Origin of the sequence: Martinezella rhizogenes (genome assembly GCF_000799715.1) — a bacterium.
GTDB classification, from domain to species: Bacteria; Pseudomonadota; Alphaproteobacteria; order Rhizobiales; family Rhizobiaceae; genus Rhizobium; species Rhizobium rhizogenes_C.
Window position 1 is genome coordinate 134,255 of record NZ_JUHG01000015.1, and the last position, 24,699, is coordinate 158,953.

Genomic DNA, 24,699 nt, shown 5'->3' on the forward strand with positions numbered 1-24,699 from the left:
GAGGTGGAGACATGTATAAGACGATTGTCTGTGCTGTTGGTCTTGGATCGAAGGAGAGGGCCGAGCATCTGTTGCGTACTGCCCGCGCGCTTCTCGACGCGGACGGCACCTTGCATGTCGCTCACACCGTCGAGCGCTTCCCATCCCTTGCGCAGCAAGGACCGGATGACCGCGCTGTCTTTGTAATCAGCGAGGCGGAAGAAAAGCTCTCACTCCTTTGCAGGCAACTTTCAGTACCGGCGCTTATCCATGTTAACACCGGCCGCGCTGGCGACGCGATCCTGACCCTTGCCGCCGAAATGAAGGCCGATCTGATCGTCGTGGCTGCTCACGCGCCCGACATTCTCGATCGTGTCTTCGGATCGACGGTCGACCACATTGTGCATCATGCAAAATGCTCCGTTCACATCGATCGGCTTATGCCCGCGGCGAAACAGTAGATATCCAGCCTGTCAAATGCTGGACAGAGACGGCAGCATCACCCGACTGATCGCGTAAGCGTAAAGCTTGAGGACGCATCTCGCGGCTGATCACAGCCCTCGATATCAAGACATACGGTTTGTCTCAGATCTTCCAATCAATGTGATCACGCCCGACGACCCTGTCAAAAGCCTGTCATGGGACGATGAAAGCGGTCTGCAAAATGGGCGTAATCGTGGATTCCGCCGCAATTGCACTCCTAGATATGAGGGCTCTTGAGAGCTGCAGTTTGGTCGTTGCCGTCAATCATCCGGTGCCTGCCAAATGAAACCCCTTTGGAAATCAACGGAAAATGAGCGTCATGACAGAATCGCGAAAATCATCCTCCAAACTTAGTCGCTATGTCGGAGTCGGTCTTGTTTTCACCGTGCTAGTGGGGCCGGCCGTCGCTGCTTCGCTCAAGAGTATCATGGGCAGCATGGGCGATAACACGACCTCAGCCAAGGCAGTGCTTGCCAACTTCGATAGCAAAGCCGCCGAACAGGTTCTGCAGCGCTACGCGGCGGATGCTGCGGCCGCCGACGCCATGTTTGCGAATCAGAACGGCACCAAGGAAAAAGATCTCCATGCCCGCTTCAGCAGGATGGCGATGATCGCCAATACCGCGAGCCAACAGGCACAGGACAAGGCTTCATTTCGCAAGGCATTCGTAGCGGTGGCAGCCGAATGTAAGTCCTGCCACACGGCTTACAAATAGCCGCTGAAAATCTTCCCGAACAGGAAACTCCACATGAGCGAACAAAGATCCGCATATGAACCCTATTGCGAACCACCCGCCGAGAATGGCGGCAAGACTTCATCTGCCAAGAGTGATGTCGTTCGTGCCTGGGACCTGCCCACGCGTCTGTTCAAATGGTCGCTCGTCGCTTTGGTCCTGACGGCCTGGGTCTCAAGCGGTTTCAACGATCCGGATATGACCGTTCACAAAGCGGCCGGCTACGGCGTTCTCGTGCTGGTGGTCTACCGTGTCCTCTGGGGTGTTTTCGGTAGTTCAACGGCTCGGTTTTCTGGTTTCGTACGCTCTCCCGCCGCCGTATGGGCCTATCTCAAGGCGTTACGGCGCAACAGGGCGAAGCATTATCTCGGTCACAATCCCGCCGGTGGCCTGATGGTTATCGGTCTGCTCGTTGTTTGTGGCGTACAAGTCCTCCTTGGGCTGTTCTCCAGCGACGGAGTGACGGCCTCTGGACCTTTTGCCGGACTGGTGGGCGATACCGTTTCGAGTTGGACCGCTTCGGTCCATGCTGCGTGGTTCTATTTCGCCATCCTTGCCTTGGTTGGACTGCATATCGTTGCAAACTTCTACTATCAGTTCGTCAAGCGTGAAAATCTCATCGGCGCCATGATCACCGGTCGCAAACGGCGCGAAGCCTATGTCGACTATAAAGAGGCGACGGGTGGCTCGCTTCCTGCCGCCGCTGTCTGTCTTCTGATTGCCTTTGGCCTGGTTTATGGCGCCGTCACGCTATTTGGCGGCAGCTTCTTTGCATCAATTTAGGGTTTGGGCGGGTCAAATAGGAGCGTCATGGCTGTGAGATGGCCGGGCTCCACTTCGATTTCGAGTCGTCCCTTATGCAATGCCATGATCCGGCGTACGATCTCAAGGCCGATACCCATATGGTCGGCTTTGAGATCGCCAAACGGGACCTGTGCCGGTGCGTCAAAAACACCAGCGTCATCCTTGACCGTCAAGCGCAGGCCGGGGCCAGCGATGACCTCGATGGCCGCACCCTCCTGCGTATGTTTGACGGCGTTTTCGATGAGATTGCGCAACGCGTCCTGAAGCAGTGGCGTGTGACCTTCAACAGAGCCGGCACCAAGATTGCTGTAGGCGATAGTGTGATTGAGGTCATAGACAAGGGGTGCGATATCGGTGACCACCCAATCGGCTAGCTTTGCCAGATCGACCAGCCGGAACACGGCGCGGTCAGCGCTTTCGAGCCGCCCCAACGCCGTGATCTGGCCGACGAAACCCGCCAGCGCGTCGAGATCGGTCTCGATCTTGCGCGCCCGCGGATGTTCGATATTGCCCAGTTCCAGCTTCATCATCGCCAATGGTGTGCGGATTTCATGTGCAACAGCCGTAGTAAACAGACGCTGTGACTTCATGAGCGTACCGATGCGTGCAAGGCTCCGGTTCACGGCGGCGGCAAGATCGGCAATTTCGCGTGGCATGCCGGTCTGGTTGATCAGATGGCTTGGATCGAGCGGATCGAGATGGCCGGCTTCTTGCGCTGCCTTTGCAACAGGGCGCAGGGCTCGGTGGATTGACAACAAGGTGCCGCCGAGAACGAAAAACAGCATGATCGCCATCGGGGTGGCGAGATGATCCGCAAACTCACGCCCGATCACAGCCCACATGATGCCGTCGCTGTCGTGCAGGATTGCAATTTCGATAAAAATCTTGTCCCCATGGATTTCATAGGTCTTGCCGCCAGCGATGGCGAGCGGCTTGCCGTCGCTCAGCATACGAGACCAGAGGTCCGGCGGGTTGACCTCCTGCGGCAGCAGGTGATTGTCGCAACGCGTGTCGCAGTTCGTATAGAGAACCTGACCGGAAGGCGTGCGGATGCGGGTGATATAGAAGCCATCCCGGGCGCCGTAACGGTGGAGGTCGTCCGGCAGCTTGTAGGGCGCTTCGTCACGCCGGCGTTCGAAACCTTTCGACAGCTTTCCGGTTTCACGCTCGATCATCAACGTCGCTAGCTGCTCGTTGTCGAAGTAGTAGTCCGCAAAGACGAGTGCTGCCTGTATCGCCATGGCAAGCGTTGCAAAGAGCGCAATGCGAAGCGTGATGATCCGGATCAGCGTTTGCGGTTGGGCAGTTCGATCAGCCATCTTGCCGCTTTTCCCGCAGCAAATAACCGATGCCGCGTATTGTCTCGATGCTGATGGGCAAATCGAATGGGGCGAGACGGCGGCGCAAACGCGAGACCGCCAATTCCACGGCATTGGTCGAGATGTCGTCGCCGAATTCGGAGAGTTTGCTTTCGATCAATTGCTTGGGAGTGACCCGGCCGGCGTTGCGAAGTAGCAGTTCCAGGACGGACCGTTCGCGCGGTGCGACAGCGAGCGGTTCGCCGCCCACTGCAACGACACCGTTGGCGGGATCGAAAGACAGGCCGCCAACGACAATGGATTCAATGTAGTTCGGCGCTCTGCGGCGTAGAAGGGCGCGGCAGCGTGCGAGCAGCTCGATGTGATTGAACGGCTTGACGAGATAGTCATCGGCGCCGCCATCGAGGGCAGCCACGCGATCCTCGATCGAACCGCGTGCGGTGATGACGAGGATGGGTGCGGTAAAATCGTCGCGGCGTAGTTCCCGAATGAGATCCAAACCGTCGCCATCCGGTAAGCCTAGGTCCACCAAGGCCAAGTCATAGCTGACCGTTTGTGTTGCCAAATGTGCGTCGCCTATCGTCGCCACACTATCCAGGCGCCAACCCATCTGATGGACGCTTTCGGCCAGCAGATCGCGCAGACGCGCGCTATCCTCGACTAGCAACAATCGCATACGAATCCTGATCTACAAAGATAGCTGTCGCACGTCACAGTGATACGCCATCAGCACCGCCTCCTATCAACTGAGGCTAACGAACGATAGGATTCCAGCGGAATTTTGCAAGAACATCTAAATCTGGAGCGTTGCTGCACGATGAAGCGCCAAAATCGAATGCCCAGGCACTTTAAAAGGATATAAACAGTGAAAGCTGTTCGCGAGAAACGCAACGTCGACCGCGCGAACGCCCGTTAGCCCTGCAAGACGTTGGAAGTGAGGCCCTGCAGGGCAATGGTTTCAAGCTCAACAGGGAGTGTACCGCTCCGCAGCGCCATCACGGAAGCGAATCTGGGGAACGTCTGCCAAACAACACTCTCGCTCGGCTATGCGCCACAGAGGGTGTCGATCATGTCGGGTACCTGCTCCGGCTTTCCGAAAGGGAGATGATCGAACGGGATCGCCGCAAGGTTGCCATCGATACGATTGACGCCAATATCAACGACGCTAAGCCCCGAAGCTGTGAAGGGGTGGGGCTTACCTTTGAACAACGAAGTTCCACTGCCCCAAGTATATCCAACGCCGGCTGCGACACTGCCACCGGAGAATGCAATGTTGGCGGATGGGGCTTCTTGAGCGAAGCTGATAGTTGATGGCGCCAGAAGCGCAATAACAATCGGGCAAATGGTTTGGAAACGCGACATTCGAACTCTCTTTTTTGAATAGGTTCAAACGATTGCATCCAGCGAGCAAACCGACATTGAACCATATCAATGTCGAACGGATGACCTACTCACCGACTTGATACGGTTCTTATGAAAATTGGGCGTAGTGAACATTGTCCCATGCGCAAAATGGCGCATGGGGTTCTTAACCTCTTCAGGTTGTGAAAGAGCCCGTCACGAAACATAGAATGCATCAGGTGTCGCGTACTGTTGCTGCTGCTGGCTGGTGTCACAGGAGCTCTACAGCCGTTGTGCGTTTGAATGCATCGCCGTTACGGCGGCATTTTTGCGAGATATCAAAGTCTCGGTCCGGGCACCTTGATATTTGTTCCGTTGGCAATCACTCCAGTTTGTAATGCGTTTCGCGTGGTTGCTCATATTCTCGCATTCCGGAGACCATGGGTTATGAAACGGCATACATCGCATCAGTTTTCCACGCTGAGGCTCGTCGTGCGTGGCGGAGAAAAGTGCAGAGTCATCAGGACGGTCAGGGATGCGGCAGTGACGCTGATCTCAGATTGGCCCAGCGACGACGGCGAGGAGTACTTTGCGGCAGTCATGGCTTGTCTGGACGCGCTGTACGACGTCATTCCCCCGGATGCAGTCAGGGATGCGCTTATCCGCGCGGCTGACGAGGAGCATATTTTATATATTTCGGTTGTTGGTTGATGCCTGCTCAAAATGCATGGCTATCGTCGTAGGATCCGTTCGTTGACGTATATCAAGGTCGGATGTCTCGGGAGCGCATATCAACTAATGACGAACGATCAGCGGCGATTCCATGCCGACTGATGCTTCAAAATTTAACTCGCACGATAGTTTTGTCAAAGGGAAGAAAAACATGCGTGTAGCTCTGCTGAGCGCAGCGATCGCTGGCGTTATCTATAGCGCCTACGCTTACCAATCCAGTGGTTCCGACAAGCCGAAAGACGCAAAACAGGGATCATCAACCAAATTGGAAAAGCGAACCGGCGCACCGCGGCTGGGTTATCCTGATCTCTATATACCTCCGACAAAAGGCAATGGTTTTTGATTTCTAACTACCTTCAAAAGGAAGATATCGTGTCAAAACATAAGGCGGTTACCGTGGTCAAACGTCGCCGTCCTCGTGCGACGAGGGCAACCGAGGACGCATTCAAGACGTCGATCGCGTATCCTTCAAATACCCCTGGCGGCCGGACGAAAGATCTATCTGGACGTCCGGTTTTGCGTCTGCCGGCGCTTCACTCCCGAGAAGCAGCGAACCTAAGATCTTAGATCGGCGCACTTGCGACAGTTTATGACAAGGCGTGACAATATGAACATTGTTACGCCTTTCGCTGCATTGGTCGCGGGTTGCCAAATCTAATCCGCTGCTTGCGTGGCGCGACCGGCCGATGCTGGGCTCATCGGCATCGATGCAACGATGTTGGCTGCAGCAAGAGCGAATTCTGCAGTGGCGCTTGCCATGAATCCATCGACCATATTCCCTCCGCCAACATCGTAGCGAAGATGTTCGCCATTCGGTCGCAGGACCACACCTCCCACAGCACCGATCAAAGCTTGACCGGCTGCGCAATCCCAGATCATCGTCGGTGACAAACGTGGATAGAAATCCGCTTCACCGGTGGCAATGAGGGCGAACTTCAATGACGATCCAACCTGCTGAACCGACGATGGCGCAAGCTTGCTCAGCAACTGGCGCGTCCTCTCGTCGAGATGAGAGCGGCTGACGACAACGCGTAGCGTTTCCCCGGATTTGACGAGAGATGGAAGTTGCCGGCAATGGCCCTTGCGATCTTCTTCGAAGGCCAGTCCCTGGCCTTCGCAATAGAAGAGGCGATGATGAGCCGGCGCATATATGATCGCGGCGGTCGGGATACCTTTCTCGATCAAAGCGATGTTGATCGTGAAGTCTTTTCTACCGGCGATGAATTCCTTTGTGCCGTCAATTGGATCGATAATGAAGACCTGGTCTTCGACCAACGGCGGGAGGGCGCAATTTTCTTCGCTTAGAACCGGAATATGTGCGGCGAGCCGTGCACAGGCTCCGCACAATATCCAGTCGCACTCGAGGTCGGCCGCAGTAACGGGTGACCCGTCTGGCTTTGTGATCGTCGGACTTACCGTCCTCCATTGTGCCATAGCAGCGTCTCCCGCCTGGCGAACGAACGGCAACAAGGCTCGGATCAATTGCTCGCGGGAGGGATGATACATCTGTGGTGTCTCCGAAAATATGGCCAGACGATCCATTCTAAATATGCCGGACACAGGAACCTTGATTTTCATCAATGCATCTGACGCCGGGTCTGCTTTGTTAGAGGCGCCTCGTCGGCATTGTGCCTAGTCAACGGGGCGTTCGGGTCGTTGCTCTCGCCAGCTTGGGGGAGCGTAAGGGGAAAGCGACGGCCCGATTTGAGATTGAACGGGTAGAAGGCGGAGAAGCAGCGATGATTGTCGAAGACCAGCAGGCGGCTGTAGCCTTCCTAAGCGATCCGAAATCCTATGGGCTTGCCTCGCCTGTGGAGATGATCGAGACACATATTTCCCGAATTTTCCTAGCGGGCGCCCGCGCCTATAAGATGAAAAAAGCTGTAAGTTTTCCTTATGTCGATTTCTCCACGGCGTCCTTGCGGCTGACTGCATGCCAGAAGGAAATGGAGCTGAATAGCCGAACCGCGCCCGGGCTCTATCTTGGTGTCAAAAAGCTCGTCAGAGACATAAACGGGGCCATTTGTTTCGCGGAAAGCGGCGAATGCACCGACGCTGTGGTGGAAATGGTCCGTTTCGACCAGGATCTCCTGTTCGACAGACTTGCAGAAGCCGATAGGCTTACCGATGATCTGATGACGTCGACCGCAAGGATGATTGTGTGCTTTCATCAAGATGCCATCGCCGTATCAGGTGTGGACGGCGTCAGCCAGATGGACGCGGTCCTGGCCGTCAATGAAGCGGGCTTTGCCACCAGTACTCTGTTCACTGACAGTGAGGTGGCGGAGCTCAGCCTGCTCTTTCGAGATCGGCTTAAACGGCACGCCGATCGATTGCGGGAGCGCGGCGCTGCGGGGAAGATAAAGCGATGCCACGGCGATCTGCATTTGCGCAACATTTGCCTTCTCGATGGCCAACCGCGTCTGTTCGACTGTATTGAGTTCAACGATGCCATCGCCACGGTCGATGTGCTCTACGATCTTGCCTTTCTTCTGATGGATCTTTGGCATAGGGGCCATCTGCATCACGCCAATCTGGTTGCGAACCGCTATTTCGACGAGTCAGAAAACGAGAGCGGATTTGCGCTATTGCCGTTCTTCATGGCCGTGCGCGCTGCCGTCAGGGCGCATGTCACCGCGACCCAGGCGGAAACGGCAGTGATCAATAGGGACAAACTGCGCGTGGATGCGCGATGCTATTTCGAGCTGGCAAAAGAATTGCTGCAAACAAAGGCGCCGCGGCTCATCGCCATTGGCGGCCTGAGTGGCTCCGGCAAGACAACCGTTGCGGAGGCGCTTGCTCCGAAAGTAGGGGCGCCTCCCGGAGCGCGGATTATCGAAAGTGATCGCATTCGTAAATATATGCATGGCGTGCCTGCCGAAACGCACCTTCCAAAGGCCGCCTATCGGCCAGACGTGTCCAGAAGGGTTTACGCGGAGATGAACCTGCGTACCGATATCATTCTTGCGGATGATGGATGCGTGGTCGCTGATGCCGTCTTCAACGATCTCGACCACAGAAACGCTATTGAAATGCCCGCACGTCACCGAGACATCCGGTTTGACGGGTTTTGGCTTGAAACGGATCCTGCATTGCTTTGGAGGCGGGTAAGCGGGCGGCAAGGGGGCCCTTCGGATGCGAACATTGAAGTTCTCGAAACACAGCTCGCTCGACGTCTCGATAAACTGGCCTGGCGTAAGATTGACGCCTCCGAGAGCGTCGACGTCATCTGCGGAGCGATTTTGGCGGGGACGGAGCCTGATGCCCTGAAAGCCGAGAGCAAAAGCGTTCCTTCCGTCATCATGGACCCGGCTATCTAACAGTAGCTTCCCGACAGGGAGGCTAAAAGTAGCATTGCCGACGCTCGGGCGTAGACGTAATGTTTGAATTAGGAGCGGGAGCCTCGGTGTTTCAGGAGCATGGCGCCGCCAATGTTGCGGTAATGTCGTCTCCGTTATCGGCAGTGATCGCACCGACCTGAGCGGCGTTATATATGAGGTCATATTTTACCTGCGTCACTCTCAGATCACGATACCAGTTGATGAGGTCGCCCCAAGGATCGTTTATTTTTGATAGGCCGGACACAAAGGCGACGACCGTCCCGATTTCAATTTTCCCGGTGACGACATAATAGCCACCCAACGCAAAGATGCCGCCGTAGCCCATCTGCGTCATAAGGTTCATCATGAAATTCATCGTGAACTTGATCTTGTAGATGCTCATATTGATCCGGAAAACATCACGGATGCGGGATCCTTGCGAGCCGTCTGCATCAACTGCCCGTCCCAGCGCAACAATGTCCTTACTGACATTGCGCATGATAGTGATCTTCTGCCCAACGCGTCGGTTGATCGCGGCCTGCATGATAGGAACGAAGCCACTTTGAGGAAGAAAGATCGTGATGACGATGATGGTCATGAGCGGCTGCAGATAAACTAGGTAGCCGCAAACCGCAGTCAATATGCCGAGCTGCAGCAACGGTTCTGAAATACTTGTTCCGACGAAGCCGCCCACTGGTTCGGCTTCGGCCAGAATGATGGAAAGCTGCACACCCTCGGTCGTTGATGCGTTATCATCCTTCGGCTGCACGCATGATGTCTCGAATACTTGTAGCCGTAGCCACCGGACGGCAGCTTCTCCAATCCAGCTGCCGTAGATATTGAGCACAAGTTTCACCGCACCTTCGGTCAGTGCCAGAACCATATATGCGAGAACCAGAAGGGCGATGCTGCGATAGGAGCCGTTCTCGGTTGCCGCATTGACGATTCGCCGCTGTATCTCCAGCGGAATGGTGCCAGCGACGAAGAGCAGGATGGATAAGGTTGCCGCGCCGAGCTGATGCCATCCCGAAGCCCTAAAGACGAAGCCGTATAGTGTTTTGGGCAAGATGCTTCCTCCGAAGGAGCGCGCGATGTGGCTCATTTGGCATCATGAATAGCCTCCAGTGCTATTATGGTGTCATCGACTTCTGAATCGTAATTTGCCGCTGGTTATCGGCGATCGGCTTGACCCACAAAATACCGAGGACGGTTGCGATCATGATGATCAATATGATCAGCAATAGTTTTTGCACGCACGCTCTCCTGGATGGCCGCGTAAACATTGCGACAGTGCAGGAAGTCTCCCATGCTTGCGCGATGGACGCGTTGATTTGCGTCAACTTGACCGGACTGTTGCAGGCATGCGGGCTGGCCGAACCTTGATCTGCGTCAAGGACGAAATATCATTTGTATGGAAAGAGTGAGCATCAAAACAAACCGTTCGCCGGAGATAATCATGGATGGAAAAAAGGCTTGAAACGCTGACGATATAGACGGCCTTCTAGTCTTTTCTTCCGATAGAGAGCTTTGAAATGAACCGCAATTTTGATCGGCTTCAGCCATGAAAGCCATGGTTCTTCAACAACTCGGGAAACCCTTGGTGTTTGCCGAACGAGACGACCCTAGACCTGGCCCCGGCGAGCTGAGGATGAAGGTGGAAGCCTGTGCGGTCTGCCGTACCGATCTCCATGTCGTGGACGGCGATCTCGAGAATCCAAACCTGCCGCTTATTCCCGGTCACGAGATCGTCGGCATTGTCGATGCCGTTGGAGATGGTGTCGAGACCACGAGGCTTGGATGTCGTGTCGGTGTCCCCTGGCTTGGCCACACATGTGGAACATGCCCATATTGCTGTATGAAGGCCGAGAACCTCTGTGACGAACCCCAGTTTACCGGCTATACCAGAGACGGCGGTTTCGCGACGCATGTTGTGGCCGACGCGGACTATGCGTTCGATCTCGATGCAGAAGCTGATCCCGTATCGCTCGCACCGCTGCTGTGTGCCGGATTGATTGGCTGGCGTTCGCTCAAGAAGGCGGGCGAGGGCAAGAGAATTGGTCTCTTCGGCTTCGGCGCCGCCGCGCACATCCTGACCCAGATTTGCGTTTGGCAGGGCCGCGAGGTCTATGCTTTTACACGCGGCGGTGACCGTACTGCGCAGCAATTTGCGTTGGAGTGCGGCGCGACATGGGCCGGCTCGTCGGAAGACAACCCGCCCGTTCTGCTCGACGCAGCCATCATATTTGCACCCGTAGGGGATCTGGTGCCGGTAGCACTCAAGGCGGTTCGCAAAGGCGGTGTGGTCGTGTGTGGCGGGATTCACATGAGTGATATACCGTCCATGCCCTATGTCGTTTTATGGGGCGAGCGTGAGCTTGTTTCGGTTGCCAATTTGACACGTGAGGATGCGGCCGAGTTTTTCCCGATCGCCCGCCTGGCCGGCGTGCGAACCCACACCACGGCCTATCCTCTCAAAAAGGCCAATGAGGCGTTGGCCGATCTTCGCGCGGGACGTCTTGTCGGCGCAGCGGTCTTGGTGCTCGAGGCAAGCTAGCCCGATATAAAAATGGCACTCGTCGCTCCTGCCGACGCGGTCATCGCTGGCGGAAATAGATGCGTTTCACCAACTCGAGCGTGGCCGCATAGATCGCCGAGATTGCGATCAGACCGCCCATCAACGGCGCGGGGAGCGACGTAAAATCGAATATGCTCGCAGCCAGCGGAAAATAGGGCAGCACGAGGGCGATGAGGGTGATGAATGCCGTCGACCACAGAAGGAGGGGACCCGGCCTATCTTTCCATGCCGCCATGGTCGTACGAACAATCAGCATGGTCGCGAGCTGGGTAATGAGTGATTCAACGAACCAGGCCGTGCGGAACTGGCTGGTTGTCACGTGCACGACAAAAAGCAGAAATCCGAACGTCGCGAAGTCGAAGAGCGAACTGACCGGACCGAAGAAGATCATAAAGCGTTGGATGCTGCGGATGTTCCAGCGCCTGGGGCGCTGAACCTGCCGGCGATCGACCCTATCCGTGGCAATTGCCATAGACGGAATGTCGGCAAGGAGATTGTTGAGCAGGATTTGCTTGGCGAGTAGCGGCAAGAAGGGGAGGAACAAAGAGGCGATCGCCATGCTGATCATGTTGCCAAAGTTCGCGCTCGTCGCGATCGATATGTATTTCATGGTGTTGGCGAAGGTTCGCCGCCCGTCGTCCACGCCGCGGATCAGTACGCTGAGATCCTGTTGCAATAGCACGAGATCCGCGGCTTCTCGGGCGACATCGACTGCGCCGTCGACAGAGATGCCGACGTCGGCCTCATGAAGCGCCGGAGCGTCGTTGATGCCGTCGCCCATATATCCGACCACGTGGCGGGAGCGCCGTAGCGCTTTGATAATGAGTTCTTTTTGATTGGGGTCGATCTCGACAAACAGATCTGTTTTTGGCGCGCGAGCGAACAATGCATCACTGCTCATCGACGCCAGCTCTCCGCCGGTCAAAACGTGTTTTGTCCCCAGCCCGATCGTGTCGGCCAGGTGTCTGACGATGTAGCGGTTGTCGCCGGATATGATCTTGATGCCGATGCCGCGATGTCTCAATCCTGCCAGCGCATTCTTGATGCCTGCCTTCGGTGGATCAAGAAACAGGAGAAAGCCCTCGAGGCAGAGCTCGCATTCGTCGCCGACGTCATAGGATCCCTTGTTTTGCGCGAAGCCCCTGGTGGCGATGGCGATCACCCGAATGCCGTCCTCGCCCCATTTGCGATAACGCGTGTCGAGTTCCAAACGCGACCGGTCATTGAGGGGCTCGACAGCATTGCTTGTCCTGACGGAGGTACAGACGGAAAGGATATTGGCGACCGCGCCCTTACAGATCATCATCGTGCCCTGGCCGGCCTGATCAACGATGATCGATAACCGTTTGCGCATGAAGTCGTATGGAATCTCGTCCTTTTTCTCGAAGGCTCTCAGATCTGTGCTGATCTCGCCGGATGCCAGTATGGCATCGTCGAGTGGGTTTTTAAGGCCGGCCTGCAATGATGCGTTCAAAAAAGCGAGTAGGTGGACCTGCTGCGAGTGCGTGCCGCCTGGATCGACGCAATCGTCGAGTTTTATGATGCCTTCCGTCAGCGTGCCGGTCTTGTCGGTGCATAGCAGGTTCATGCTCCCGAGATTTTCAATGGCGTCCAGCCGGCGAATGATGACGCCGCCGGCTGCCATGGCGTGCGCACCGCGGGCGAGCGTCATGCTGATAATCGCCGGCAGCAGCTCCGGAGTCAGGCCGACGGCCAGCGCCAGAGAAAATAGCAGTGAGTCGATCAACGGTCGCTGCAGGAGCAGGTTGGCAACAAAGACGGTAACGACGATCACCAACATGATCCGTGTCATCAAATAACCGAAGCGACGTATACCTCGTGAAAAGTCCGTTTCGGGTATCTGTTTCGCGATTGCGCCGGCGATGGTCGCGTACTCGGTGCGCCCACCTGTTTCGACAGCGATGACAGTTGCCGTGCCGCTGCGAACCGAAGTGCCGGTGAAGACGCAATTGGACCTGGCGGCGATCGGAGCGTCGGGCAGACAGACACCGGCCAGCTTGCCGACCGGGAAGGTCTCACCCGTCAGGGTGGCCTCGCTGACGTTCAAGTCACGTGACGAAAGAATCACGCCATCGGCCGGCACAAGACTGCCAGCTGCAAGCTTGATGATGTCACCCGGGACGATGGTGTTTGCCGGCACCAGGGATTCTATCCCGCCCCTTACAACTGTCGTGGACAACGAAATGCTCTTCTTCAGGGCCTCTAACGCCTTCGTCGCTCCATATTCCTGAGAAAAGCCGAGCAGGCAGCTCGCAAGGACGATGAGGCTTATGATGATGGCATCGTGCATCTCCCCGACCAGCGATGATACCGTCGCGGCAAAGATGAGAATGAGAACGAGCGGATTTAGAAATTGCCGTAGCAGAATGTAAAGGGCATTCGTGTGCGTCATAGCGACGACGGTGTTCGGACCATAGGTCCGTAACCGGGACGTTGCCTCTTCAGGAGAAAGACCTTTTGTCTGTGAGCCGAGATCGTGCAGCAGAACATCTTGGGCCTTCGACCAGCAAGGCGCGGTCGGCACCGTTGTATCTCGGTTTGCGGAATCCCGACTATTAAGCGGAGCGTTCATGTCAATTGATCCCCAAGGTGCAGTTGACACTAGCCGACCTATCCCGATGCTCCATTGATACCGGTCAAACTCTCCGTTCATCGTGGCTGAAGCCTGCCGGTCCGGCGAACGTCATGCGGAGGAAAACGCGGGATATGTCGAGCGATATACGAAACTGCATCACGCTGAATATCAACGTGCCCAGGTCTCGTTCGAGCACAGTTCCAAATTCCGCAAATTTCATCAACTGCATCAATATCAATGTGCCGATGACACCGAGAATGAAGAACCAGAGATCGTCCAAACCTTCGTTGAACCAGGTGCGCTTCTGCCCGAGATAGAACAACAAACGTCCAACGCCTCAAGCATTGTGTTGAGACACCGATGTCGATCCTCCCATGCCTAAGGCTAGTGGACGAGAAGAACTGGCATCTCGAGATCGACCAGCAGTGATCGCGTGACGCCTCCGAGGATAAATTCGCGCAGCTTGGAATGCCCGTATGCCCCGGCGACAAGGAGATCCGCCCGGTTCGCTGCGGCCACCGATTGAATAGCGCCAGCGGCCTGCGCACCATGGGCCTGGGCCGTGGCAACCTCGACCTCCAGGCCGGCATTGCGAAGCACGTCTGCGAATTGATCCCGGGCTTTTTCACTAATCGGCTTATCGTCCGTTATTGAGATCAATATGACCTTCGATGCGAACTCCAGAAATAGCCTTGCCCCCGTCAACGCTCGCGACAGAGTGGCGCTTCCATCCCAGGCAACCGCAACCGTATCGATGCGGCCGCAGAAATTGTCCGCGGGAAACAGGATGAGTGGTCTGCCGCTTTCGAACAGAACACTCTCAATCAGTGGTCTCATCGTTTCCGACGCTTCCATGATCGAAAGGTCGTAGGCGCGCGATAGTTCTGCCAGTGTACCGGCGACGAATGATTCCGACGCTTCGAATGATTGGACGACGGCCTTTATCTCTGTTTTCCGTGCATAATCGTGCAGGGTCTGATTCAATGCCATACCGTTGTCGCGGCTAAAGCGCTTCGCCTCCGAACTCAATTTTTCTGCGTCGGCAATCCACGGAGATGAGTGCCTGATAAGCGGCATCTTGATCTGCAAGATGCTTGCGGTGAGATCCGCCTTGTTATGGCGCGCCAAGTCGACTGCGTTTTGCACGAGGGAAAACGAGCTTGCACTGGGATAAGTGATCAATGGCAGATGGAATTGAGGTTTCACGTCGGCCTCCTCTAACAGACGACCACAATGATCGCACTCGGACTTCGTCTTCGCCTTGATGAAGATCAAGCTCGCCTGGGCTCGCGCAGGAGGCAGCCGATCGAATGTCTGCCAGATTTGTGGATTTAGACCGTCTCGGGATGAAGGATATCGCGCCATTTTGATGCGGGTCAATGAGTAGCCGAGCAACACCGTCTTTAATGGCGCCGCGTCTCACGAAGACGATTTGGAAAAGGGCCGGGGACGAAGTCGCTTTCCGTGGTCCTCGCAACGAAGAGGAGAAAAGATATGGCCGATTTGGCAAGGAAGCTCTCTGTGGGCACGGAAAAGAAGACGGCACCCGCTATAGCGCGTTGGACGCCGCTCGAAGGCCTTCGGTCGGAAATTGACCGCGTCTTCAATGATTTCACCCCAGGCTTTTTCGATCGTACACTCGCACGTTTCCCGAACGCCTTCACGCGCGACGTGCCGGCCGTCGATTTTGTCGAGTCAGACAAAGCCTATGAGCTCACAGCGGAACTGCCAGGCATCGATGCCAAGGAACTGGAACTAACGCTCGCAAATGGCATTCTGACGGTCAAAGGCGAAAAGCAGGAAAGCAAGGAGGAAAAGGAGAAGGAATACTACCTCTCCGAACGGCGCTATGGTTCGTTCCAGCGCAGTCTGCAGCTCCCTGACGGCGTCGATGCTGAGAAGATCGACGCCTCCTTCGCAAATGGCGTTTTGAAGGTCGTTCTACCGAAGACACCCAGCGCGAAAAAGAATGACCGGAAAATTGCGATCAAGGCCGCTTAGGCCGCCGGCACTTTATCTATATCCGCCGCGGTTCACCTGTAAGGTTGCCAAGGGGAATGACAACAGAGAAAGGGAGGGGCACACCCCTCCCTTATGCCTCAGCCGACGTGAAGATGGTTTTCAACAACGGCGACACCGGGCACCGACCATGCTGCTTGCTCTGCCGCGTGCCGCTCATTCCAGGCATGTACGTCGCCTTCAAGGACGACTTTGCTCTCGGACACGCGAACTCTTATTCCATCCGCCTCGATCTCGGCGTTCCGCCGAAGCGCCCGCTCTATACGATCCTTGATGTCGGACATGCCTACAAGTTGACGGATCGTCAGGTAATTGGTGACACCAAGAACGCCACCGAGCTTTTTGACCGCATTTTCCGCCGCCATACGCTGGAAGTGCCAACGCACTTGGCCGGAGAGCGTCACCCAGCCCCGCTGGACCTTGACATCAATGGCGCCGTCGGGAAGCGCGGTGTCCCAGGCAATAATATCGAGTGCGCGTGACGCGATTTCATCGTCGGCATGCTTTTTTCGCTCAGGCCAGCGCACATCGATCTCCTCGGCAATCGCCCGGACACCTTTCACGCGCTGAGCAATGGCGTCCGCCGCCATTTTCTCGGCGTAGCTCTTCACGTGGCCAGACAGTGTCACGACACCATTCTCCACGGAAACGCCGATGTTGGCAGCATCAACACTGGGATCGAATTCCAGTTCGTCGAGGATATCCCGACGTATCTCTAGATCACTCATGATTTCCTCCTTGCAGACAATTGAGCGAGGGTCGCACCTCAAATCAAATCTCGCCAATCCGGCGTGCGGTGTCATTGCGCTGGGTCAAAGACGAAGCGGTGTCTTGGCGAGCTTGGTCGAGATCGACGGGCAAACTTAAATTGCCTGGATCTCGATCCGTCATGACCCTCGGATTATGGGAGGATTGGGAGCAGCCCTGCGAAAATCGATCGGGGCCGGGCCGCATTTAGTCTGGTACGGGCCATCTGTCGGAGATGTCTCTGATCATGCGGTGTTTGAGAGATGCTAGGCAATCATCGAAGAAGGGCGCCGGGATAACAGTTCCGGCGCTTGTTATCAGTGGGCGAGAAACAACGGTATGTCCGAGTCTTTCAGCATCGATCGCGTCACTCCGCCGAACAGGCGTTCCTGTAACCGCGGATGACTATAGGCTCCCATGACGATCATGTCGGCTGCGATGTCGACCGCATGTTGTCGCAACGTTTCATCGACCGGTCGGCCGCCGCTCGCAACGCAATCGACATCGACCTTGACGCCATGCCGTGCGAGGAAAGTGGCGATATCCGCGCCGGGCTCCTCGCCGTTGACGGAACGCGCGGCAAGCGGATCGACAAGCGTGACATGCACCGCCCCGGCGGCTTGCAAGAAGTCGATCGACTGGCGCGCGGCGCGCGCAGCCTCCTCGCCAGAGTCCCAGGCCAGCAAAATTGTTTTTGGCGTGAGCCGAACCATCTTGTCGCTCGGGGTGACAAGCACCGGTGTCGGCGACTGGAACAGTGCCCCGTCGATCACTCTTCGCCGCAGCTCCTCGTTGCGCGCGGCCTGCGGGCCAATAAGGACAAGATCGGCATAAAGAGCCCGCTCGGCTATATCATCGTCCGCCCAGGCAAATTCCGTGTAGACCTCCTGCACGTCATAGGACGTCGTGCTCCCGCTGAGCAGCGTTTTGATATCGGCTGCTTTTTCGGCCAATGTATCTATTTCTCGTTGCCGCTCATCTAGCCTGATGGTGGAGATAGCATCGTATGCCGTGAGGGGAGGCGTGGTGCACATCGAAACCACCAGCGCGGTAAGATGGGCACCATGCGTTTGGCAAAAGTCGCTGGCGCCCTTCACGTCATCCTTGAATTCATGGACGTCGAGGATACTCAAGACAGTTTTGATGGACATGATCAGATCGCCTTTCCTGTTTGGAGGTAGGCAAAGATAATCTCTATTGTATCCATGTTTCCTTGATCTTCCTCAAAGCGAGAGCGATCCCGCATGCATAAAGTCATTGTGCATATGAGGAAAGCCGATGACGAACCCAATATTACATTTCTATGGCGCGGCCGGATCGGTCACCGGGTCGTGCTTTGTGCTTGAACACGCCGGTGCTCGCACCATGATCGATTGCGGCATGTTTCAAGGGTCGAAGACCGAGAAGGAGTTGAATTACCGGCCGTTCCCGTTCGAACCGGCTCTGATTGACTCGGTCATCCTGACCCACGCTCATATCGATCATTCGGGCCTCATCCCAAAGCTTGTCAAAGCCGGTTTCGAGGGGCACATCCATTGTACCGCGGCAACCCTGGATCTGTGCACAATCATGCTTCAGGACTCCGGGCACATCCAGGAGTCGGAAGTCGAGCAATTGAACCGCCGCAACCGGCATAGATCGCGCGACACGTTGGAACCGATCTACACGGCGGATGATGCTCGCGCTGCGATGACCCAGTTTCGAGCGGTTGCCTATAAGGAATGGCAGGAAGAACAAGGCCGCCTTAGGTTCCGGTTTTGGGACGCTGGACATCTGCTCGGTTCGGCCTCCGTCGAAATCGAACTCGCGACCGAAAACGGCCCGATCCGCATGCTGTTTTCCGGTGATGTCGGTCCGCAGCACAAACTCTTGGAGGCTCGACCAGATGCCCCTAAGGGCTTCGATTATGTCATCTGTGAAAGCACGTATGGGGATCGTGAACGGGACGAAGTTTCCGACGTCGCTCGTCGCGGGCAACTTCGTGAGATCCTTCTCAAGGCCCATCATCCCAACGGCGCTCTACTGATCCCATCATTTGCGGTCGAACGCACACAGGAACTGCTTGCAGATATCAATGTGTTGATGGATGCGGGGGAAATATCCCGGTGTCCCGTTATCATCGACTCCCCATTGGCTTCGCGCGCGACCGCAATCTTCAAGCAGCATGCACGTTCCATCCCTAACGGCGACCTGCTTATCAAAGCGCTGAATGCCAAAAATGTACGCTTTACGGAAACGGCCGAGCAATCAAAAGCAATCGATCTCATTCGCGGTTTCCATATCATCATCGCCGCCAGCGGCATGTGCGAGGCCGGCCGCATTCGTCACCGTCTCAAGAACTGGCTTTGGCGGGATGAGGGCACGGTATTGCTCGTCGGGTTCCAGGCTGCCGGAACGCTTGGGAGGATTCTGGAAGACGGAGCACACACGGTAAAAATCCAGGGCGAAGAAATCATCGTCCGCGCGACTGTGCGAACGCTGGATGCCTATAGCGGTCATGCGGACGCCACCGAATTGACGCATTGGATAGAGGCCAGAGAGCCGATACGATCAGCATTGTTCCTGGTTCACGGCGAGCCTGCCGCCCGCGATAAGTTGAAATCCCATCTGTTGGCCGTGAAACCAGGTACGGCGATTATGGTGCCGTCGCTTGATGACAGCTACAGCCTGACAAAAACGGCTGCGGTTCCGCTTACGCGTGTCACACCACCTCCGCGCCTCGTTCCACAAGATGTCGGGCATTCGGATTGGCACAATGATTACCAGTCGGTCATTCTCGACCTAGAGGAACGGCTACGGAGAACGGCCGATCGGAAAGGGCGTGCCATCATTCTGCGACGGGTCAAAAAGGCCCTGGATGAGGATGCCAGTGAAAATTAGCTCCCGAGGAGGAAAATGATGCTGACCACAGATCGCGATTGCAGGAGGGGCGGGCAGCGATTTGCCATGCCGACACTCGGGGAGGTCGAGGGCAAGCTCATTGCGTCGGAAATTGTCGCCACAAGCTGCCTCCGTCAGCTTTTGGTTGGTTCTAACACGGATGCAATGCTCTCCATAAGGCTCAGAATCAGGCAGGCCCTTAACGCGCGTTGCAGAATAGCTGGACTTTGCTGCGAAGATACCGATGCGGCCGTGGAATACGCTTTGCAGTTCCTCGATGCGACCGTGGAGGCCGTCCGAAGCCAGCCCAAACCGAGTTTGAAGTCTGGTGGTTGTGTGACGGTTCGCCGATTGAGGCGCATGGGGCTATCGGAGCAATAGCAAAATCCGCGCCAAGTGCGACGGAGGAACGATCCCGAGGAGAATTGGAGAGCGCTACTCGGTGCCGGTTGACCCCTTCCGCACCGGCCAGAGCGGATCAACTGAGCCGCCCATCGCCCATCTGATCTGCCTGATCACGGATGGATTCAAGCGATGATCAAGCAATTTGAAGACGTTCTGCGACGCCTGTTCGCAATCTATTCCATTCTTCATTCCTGATCGCTTCTGAACGTTCGCGATGAACTCCAATTTTCCCGAGCACGGCCGGGAGTGCTCAGGCTGCCAGTTTCGTAGAAAATTCCGTGGATCAACGCCGGCAGATGGGATGAAAAATCAGCCATCGCTTTCTGACCGATTACGGTTAAGTTTCATGTCCTTTGGATCCAATCTTCCATTTACAGGGAACCACGGCCGCGGTGAATAAAGCCAAGTGCCGTAAGGGTTCTCGACGGCTCTGATGGATCATCGCGAAATGAAAATCAGGCTGAAATGACGTGGAATTCAATATCCGTATGGGTAGGTTGCCGGCTGGTTCCGTGCCTGCATCGGTCCTGAAGCGCTTTTTTTGATCCTTCTCGGGAGCACCGTCTGAGCCTCGGAGTCTGCGAAGAGTTGATGCTTCAATTCGTGGCGACCGGGTTTTCCCTCGACTTCACCGAGCGTCGGCAGGGGGCGTCACATTTTGCTCATCCGTCATCTGGGCAAAGAATAGATGTGCGAGCAGCCGCGCTTTCATCGAACCAAGAAGCACCCGAAAGGGGGTGCCGGATTGCTGTGACGCCGTCACACGTCCTGCTCGGCAATGAATATCTCCCAGGCTGCGATAAAGAGCGCTGCTACCAATGGCCCGATGACAAAGCCGTTGAGCCCGATGAGTGAAATACCGCCAATCGTCGAAACCAAGACGACGTAGTCTGGAAGCTTCGTTTCCTGTCCTACCAACGGTGGTCTCAGGAAGTTATCCACTAGTCCGATCACCAAAATACCTGTGGCGACCAGGATAAAAGCTTTTAACCATTCGCCGAACAGCGCGAGGTAAATTACAGCCGGCACCCAGATTAGAGCGGCTCCAATAGCTGGCAGTAGGGAGAGGAAGCTCATCAGCACCCCCCACAATAACGCTGGTTCAATACCTAAGGCCCAAAACGCCGCTCCACCAATCGATCCTTGCAATGCCGCGATGATGACATTGCCCCTAACGGTAGCCCGCACAACTGAAGTAAATTTTGAAACGAACCGGCGCGCGTGGGTGTCGCTCATTGGGATCGCTCTTCGCACGGTTTTAGCCAGAAAACGTCCGTCCCGAAACATGAAGAACAGTAGATAGAGCATCAAGCTAAACGTAATTATGACTTGCACCGTGTTTTGACCAAAACTCAATGCCCGGCCAGCAAAGAAGCCGCCGCTCTGCACGAGCATCGATGAGATGCGATCTTGTAGCCCCCTTAGATCCAAGGTTTTGATGCTTTCCTGCAAGAACAACGGCAACGCGCCTTGCAGCTGCTCAAATACCTGGCGCGGATCAATCTCCCCATTGTTGATGCGCTGGTAAAGGTGATTGCCTTCTTGCACCAGCGAGCTCAGCACAATCAACCCAGGTATGATCACCAGACAGACGCACATGAGCGTTGAAAGCGCTGCCGCTACGTTTCGGTGTCGCGATAATCGTGACTCCAGTCGTCTGTGAACTGGAAAAAAGATGATTGCGAAAACAACAGCCCAAAAAATTGCCGAATAGAACGGGAGGATAATTGCGAAAAACGCAATCGTCACCAACACCAAGAGTAGATAGAAGCTAAGCCGCTGAATAAACATAATCTGCTATCCATATCAATTCTGTCTAGGCGATGCTGTGCCATGGTACTGATGGCGCGGATGTCTTCTTCTCTGTAGAGACGTTGTCAAATATCACTGTGACACATTGCGATATCCACGGGGTAAGAAACCATTCGATCAGGTCTCGTGTTTGGATGCCATTTGCGGGGCTGATCTTGAATAAAGCTTTCTCCAAGGGGCCGCTGCTTCGGTTCGAATTTGGGCAACGCGATCATGCCGGTTTCCGGGACTGCCATTTATCGACTTCAGTCACGAAGAGGATCGAGGAAGCGGCAAGCAAGGTCATTCCCCATTCGGCAAGCGAAATGGGCGCAAGCTCCAGCGTCTCCCGGAACCAGGGAATATACATCGCCGAGATATGCACCGCCTGCGCTGCGATGATGCTGATAAGCAGAAGTGGATTGCTGAAGAAGGACGATATGAAAACTGACTGCCGTTCCGATCGGCTGGTGACGGTCTGTACGTTCTCGAACATGACAAAGAGCAGGAGTAGCAGGTTGCGCGCCTCTGCGACCTCGTAACCCACCGACAGCAGCCAATAGAAGATCGCAAATCCACCGCCCCCGATGACGAGAGCCGAGAAGATGATCCGGCGGATCATCAACTGGTCAAAAATCGGCTCCTTCGGCCGCCTCGGCGGTCTAGAAAGTTCGTCGCCTTCGGGCTTTTCGCCGGCGAGCGCGACGTCCTGAATGCCATTCGTCACCAGGTTTAGCCAAAGGAGTTGCACCGGTAGCAGAGGCATGGGTAGGCCGAGAGGAATCGCCAGCAGAAAGAGCAGCATTTCGGCGGCACCCGTTGCGACCGACATCAGAATCACCTTGCGGATGTTGGAATAGGCTGTACGACCCTCGCTGATACCATTGACGATCGAGGCGAAGTTGTCATCGGTCACAACGATACCGGCGCTTTCCTTGGCGACCTCGGTCCCCTTGCGCCCCATGGCGACGCCAACATGGGCGTGTTTCAGGGCGGGCGCATCGTTGACACCGTCTCCTGTGACCGCCACAAAATGACCGTTGCGGGCGAGCGAAAGGACAATCGCGAGCTTCTGGGCCGGCGCTACGCGCGCATAGATCAGGGCTTGGCGCGTAAGATCGTCCAGCCGGTTAGGTCCTGCCTTTTCCGCCTTGCTAACCGCCTCGCCGGTCGTGATCTGGTCGGCCCGGAACACAAACCCGGCCTGACCGGCGATCGCTGCCGCTGTTTTCGGATCGTCTCCCGTGACCATCGCCACCACGATGCCAGCCTCCCGGCAAGCCCGGATCGCTTGCGGGACTTCGGGACGGATGGGGTCTTGCATACCGGCCAGCCCCAGAAAGACGAGATCAACCAGATGGTGGGAACCAAAGGTGTCGTCGGTGGCGTTGCTAATCTCGCCCTCCGCGAAGGCGAGTACGCGCAGCCCGCGTTCCGCCATCTGTCGCTTCTGGGCAAGAAGCATGTCGCGGTCAATGGGGACCAGTCGATCGCCAACATCCATGCGGTCGGCCATTGCGATCAGGGTCTCGGCGGATCCCTTGACGAAGATATGCACGCGCTTGCCGCGACCATGGAAGGAAGCGGCATATCTGAGGTCCGGTTCGTAGGGGATGCGGGCAACAAGCGGGAAGGCGTTGGCCATCTTGTCCCGCGTCAAACCTGCCTTATGAGCAGCAGCCAGGAGTGCGATATCCACCGTGTCGCCGACGCCCTTCCAACTGTTTCCCTCAAACGTTAGAGAGCCCTCGTTGGGCAAGGAGGCGGCGCGGAGCAGCCGGACGGCTCGTTCACGCGCATGCTTAGAGCTCATGTCGGAGGCGCGGATTTCGCAGGCGTCGAGATCGGCATGCGCGTCGAGGGTAAGGTCGGTTCCGTCCGGCAGACGGATGTCTGTGACCGTCAACTCGTTTAGGGTGAGTGTGCCGGTCTTGTCAGTGGCGATCATCGTACAGGAACCGAGCGATTCCACCGCAGGCATGCGGCGAACGATGACGTTACGCTTCGCCATGCGGCGCATACTGATCGCAAGCGCAATGGAGATAGCGATTGGCAGTCCTTCCGGAATGGCGCTGACGGCAAGCCCCACTGACATCAGAAAGAGTTCCTGCCACGCAAGTCCGCGCAGGTAGCCGATTGCGACGAGCACCAGTGATGTGACGCCGACCGCCCAGGCGATAACGTTGGAGAAATGCGCCAGCCGGATCATTAGCGGCGGCTGGGAAATGGATGCCCTTCCGATTTCGGATGCGATCTTGCCGATCTCGGTGCTGAGGCCGGTGGCGGTTACGACGCCCTTTCCGCGCCCGCGAGTGACGAGCGTTCCGGCAAAGGCCGTCGTCGCTTTGCGATCTTCGAGCAGTTCCCCAGGAATGTGGGCGGCTTTTCTTGCGGGCAGGGATTCGCCGGTCAACGGTGACTCATCGCAGAGAAGATCGTTGGTGTCAGTCAAAATGAGGTCTGCCGGAACCCGTGAGCCGGCATCGAGCATCACAAGGTCGTCAGGCACCAGAAAGCGCGCTTCGATTTCCTGCACTAGCCCGTCGCGCACGACCATGGCATGCGACTGTTCGAGCTTGCGGAGCGCTGCGGCAGCCCGCCCGGCGGAATATTCCTGCATGCTGCCAATGATGCCATTCAAGAGCAGGACGACGCCGATGAAGATTGCGTCCTCGGCTTCGCTGACCATCAAGGAGACACCAGCCGCGAGGAGAAGGATGTAGATCAGCGGGCTGCGGAACTGACGCAGGAAAAGGGAAATAATAGAAGGAGGTTGGGGTTGCGGTAGAATGTTGAACCCATGTCGCTCTAGACGGCTCTTCGCTTCCGCAACGGAAAGACCATCTGCCGTATCGCCGCGGAGGTTGTCACGTTGGGTGCCGAAGATGGCCATGTCGGTCTTCCTTTCTCTTCTGGCGCCTTAACACTTTTCGGCTAGTGGAACTGAAAACTGTCCCACCTTGAACGACTGCGTT

The 24,699-nt window shown here is 56.1% G+C and carries 21 protein-coding genes and 1 pseudogene; 10 read left to right on the forward strand and 12 right to left on the reverse strand.

The features are described from left to right. Positions 1-11: 11 nt before the first annotated feature. The 3 genes from EX00_RS20755 (at position 12) to EX00_RS20765 (ending at position 1,978) form a co-directional block, all read left to right on the forward strand. Positions 12-440: a universal stress protein gene (locus EX00_RS20755; RefSeq protein ID WP_047462134.1), complete on the forward strand. Its 429-nt coding sequence runs from the start codon at positions 12-14 to the stop codon at positions 438-440. A 332-nt stretch (positions 441-772) separates the two neighbouring features. Beyond that, on the forward strand, positions 773-1,177 hold the full coding sequence (locus EX00_RS20760; protein WP_047462141.1) for a cytochrome c: 405 nt from the start codon (positions 773-775) through the stop codon (positions 1,175-1,177). 33 nt (positions 1,178-1,210) lie between these two features. Then, positions 1,211-1,978, forward strand: a complete 768-nt coding sequence (locus tag EX00_RS20765) for a cytochrome b/b6 domain-containing protein (RefSeq protein WP_052210831.1) — start codon at positions 1,211-1,213, stop codon at positions 1,976-1,978. Here EX00_RS20765 and EX00_RS20770 read toward each other — a convergent pair. Together EX00_RS20770 and EX00_RS20775 are read right to left on the reverse strand one after the other, a co-directional pair. Beyond that, entirely contained in the window at positions 1,975-3,318 is a 1,344-nt protein-coding gene (locus tag EX00_RS20770; RefSeq protein WP_047462144.1) for a sensor histidine kinase, read from the reverse strand. The two genes, EX00_RS20765 and EX00_RS20770, sit on opposite strands and share 4 nt — an antisense overlap. After that, on the reverse strand, positions 3,311-3,994 hold the full coding sequence (locus EX00_RS20775) for a response regulator transcription factor (protein WP_047462147.1): 684 nt from the start codon (positions 3,992-3,994) through the stop codon (positions 3,311-3,313). The genes EX00_RS20770 and EX00_RS20775 overlap by 8 nt, the downstream gene beginning before the upstream one ends. A 359-nt stretch (positions 3,995-4,353) precedes the next feature. On the opposite strand from EX00_RS20775, the pseudogene EX00_RS32030 reads away from it, so the two are divergent. The 3 genes and pseudogenes from EX00_RS32030 to EX00_RS31505 all read left to right on the forward strand — a co-directional run. Beyond that, positions 4,354-4,449: pseudogene (locus tag EX00_RS32030) on the forward strand (AAA family ATPase); the annotation flags it as partial. Positions 4,450-5,106: 657 nt separating this feature from the next. After that, on the forward strand, positions 5,107-5,370 hold the full coding sequence (locus EX00_RS20785) for a DUF982 domain-containing protein (protein WP_047462153.1): 264 nt from the start codon (positions 5,107-5,109) through the stop codon (positions 5,368-5,370). A gap of 112 nt (positions 5,371-5,482) precedes the next feature. Beyond that, positions 5,483-5,734 (forward strand): hypothetical protein, encoded by a 252-nt coding sequence (locus tag EX00_RS31505; protein WP_155294098.1) that lies wholly within the window; start codon positions 5,483-5,485, stop codon positions 5,732-5,734. 311 nt (positions 5,735-6,045) lie between these two features. Here the strand turns inward: EX00_RS31505 and EX00_RS20790 are convergent, their stop codons facing one another. Next, entirely contained in the window at positions 6,046-6,969 is a 924-nt protein-coding gene (locus EX00_RS20790) for a 3'(2'),5'-bisphosphate nucleotidase CysQ family protein (RefSeq protein WP_234709069.1), read from the reverse strand. A gap of 161 nt (positions 6,970-7,130) precedes the next feature. Between EX00_RS20790 and EX00_RS20795 the strand changes: the two genes are divergently transcribed. Next, a complete protein-coding gene (locus tag EX00_RS20795) occupies positions 7,131-8,711 on the forward strand; it encodes a bifunctional aminoglycoside phosphotransferase/ATP-binding protein (protein WP_047462158.1) in 1,581 nt (526 codons plus the stop codon). A gap of 91 nt (positions 8,712-8,802) precedes the next feature. Here the strand turns inward: EX00_RS20795 and EX00_RS20800 are convergent, their stop codons facing one another. Next, complete coding sequence (locus EX00_RS20800; RefSeq protein ID WP_234709070.1) at positions 8,803-9,813, reverse strand: ABC transporter transmembrane domain-containing protein; 1,011 nt, start codon at positions 9,811-9,813, stop codon at positions 8,803-8,805. A 28-nt stretch (positions 9,814-9,841) separates the two neighbouring features. Further along, on the reverse strand, positions 9,842-9,964 hold the full coding sequence (locus EX00_RS32155; protein WP_267884779.1) for a hypothetical protein: 123 nt from the start codon (positions 9,962-9,964) through the stop codon (positions 9,842-9,844). Between the two features lie 308 nt (positions 9,965-10,272). Between EX00_RS32155 and EX00_RS20805 the strand changes: the two genes are divergently transcribed. Continuing rightward, positions 10,273-11,265 (forward strand): zinc-dependent alcohol dehydrogenase family protein, encoded by a 993-nt coding sequence (locus tag EX00_RS20805; protein ID WP_047462160.1) that lies wholly within the window; start codon positions 10,273-10,275, stop codon positions 11,263-11,265. A 40-nt stretch (positions 11,266-11,305) separates the two neighbouring features. Here EX00_RS20805 and mgtA read toward each other — a convergent pair whose 3' ends face one another. The 3 genes from mgtA to EX00_RS20820 all read right to left on the reverse strand — a co-directional run bounded on the left by mgtA (position 11,306) and on the right by EX00_RS20820 (position 15,088). Continuing rightward, positions 11,306-13,879, reverse strand: a complete 2,574-nt coding sequence (mgtA, locus tag EX00_RS20810; protein ID WP_155294099.1) for a magnesium-translocating P-type ATPase — start codon at positions 13,877-13,879, stop codon at positions 11,306-11,308. Positions 13,880-13,943: 64 nt separating this feature from the next. Next, positions 13,944-14,204 carry a hypothetical protein gene (locus EX00_RS20815; protein WP_155294100.1) on the reverse strand — a complete coding sequence of 87 codons (261 nt, stop codon included), beginning with the start codon at positions 14,202-14,204 and terminating at the stop codon, positions 13,944-13,946. Positions 14,205-14,266: 62 nt separating this feature from the next. Next, a complete protein-coding gene (locus EX00_RS20820) occupies positions 14,267-15,088 on the reverse strand; it encodes a universal stress protein (protein ID WP_047462859.1) in 822 nt (273 codons plus the stop codon). A 288-nt stretch (positions 15,089-15,376) separates the two neighbouring features. Between EX00_RS20820 and EX00_RS20825 the strand changes: the two genes are divergently transcribed. Next, entirely contained in the window at positions 15,377-15,883 is a 507-nt protein-coding gene (locus tag EX00_RS20825; RefSeq protein WP_047462165.1) for an Hsp20/alpha crystallin family protein, read from the forward strand. Between the two features lie 98 nt (positions 15,884-15,981). On the opposite strand, the gene EX00_RS20830 is transcribed toward EX00_RS20825, so the two are convergent. Further along, complete coding sequence (locus tag EX00_RS20830; protein WP_047462167.1) at positions 15,982-16,629, reverse strand: BON domain-containing protein; 648 nt, start codon at positions 16,627-16,629, stop codon at positions 15,982-15,984. A gap of 336 nt (positions 16,630-16,965) precedes the next feature. After that, positions 16,966-17,799, reverse strand: a complete 834-nt coding sequence (locus tag EX00_RS20835) for a universal stress protein (protein WP_047462169.1) — start codon at positions 17,797-17,799, stop codon at positions 16,966-16,968. 127 nt (positions 17,800-17,926) lie between these two features. Between EX00_RS20835 and EX00_RS20840 the strand changes: the two genes are divergently transcribed. After that, positions 17,927-19,528, forward strand: coding sequence for an MBL fold metallo-hydrolase (locus EX00_RS20840; protein ID WP_047462172.1), 1,602 nt, complete (start codon positions 17,927-17,929; stop codon positions 19,526-19,528). A 1,164-nt stretch (positions 19,529-20,692) separates the two neighbouring features. Here EX00_RS20840 and EX00_RS20850 read toward each other — a convergent pair. Both EX00_RS20850 and EX00_RS20855 read right to left on the reverse strand, forming a co-directional pair. Beyond that, positions 20,693-21,724, reverse strand: a complete 1,032-nt coding sequence (locus tag EX00_RS20850; RefSeq protein WP_047462176.1) for an AI-2E family transporter — start codon at positions 21,722-21,724, stop codon at positions 20,693-20,695. 232 nt (positions 21,725-21,956) lie between these two features. Continuing rightward, complete coding sequence (locus EX00_RS20855) at positions 21,957-24,617, reverse strand: cation-translocating P-type ATPase (RefSeq protein ID WP_047462179.1); 2,661 nt, start codon at positions 24,615-24,617, stop codon at positions 21,957-21,959. Positions 24,618-24,699 lie beyond the last annotated feature (82 nt).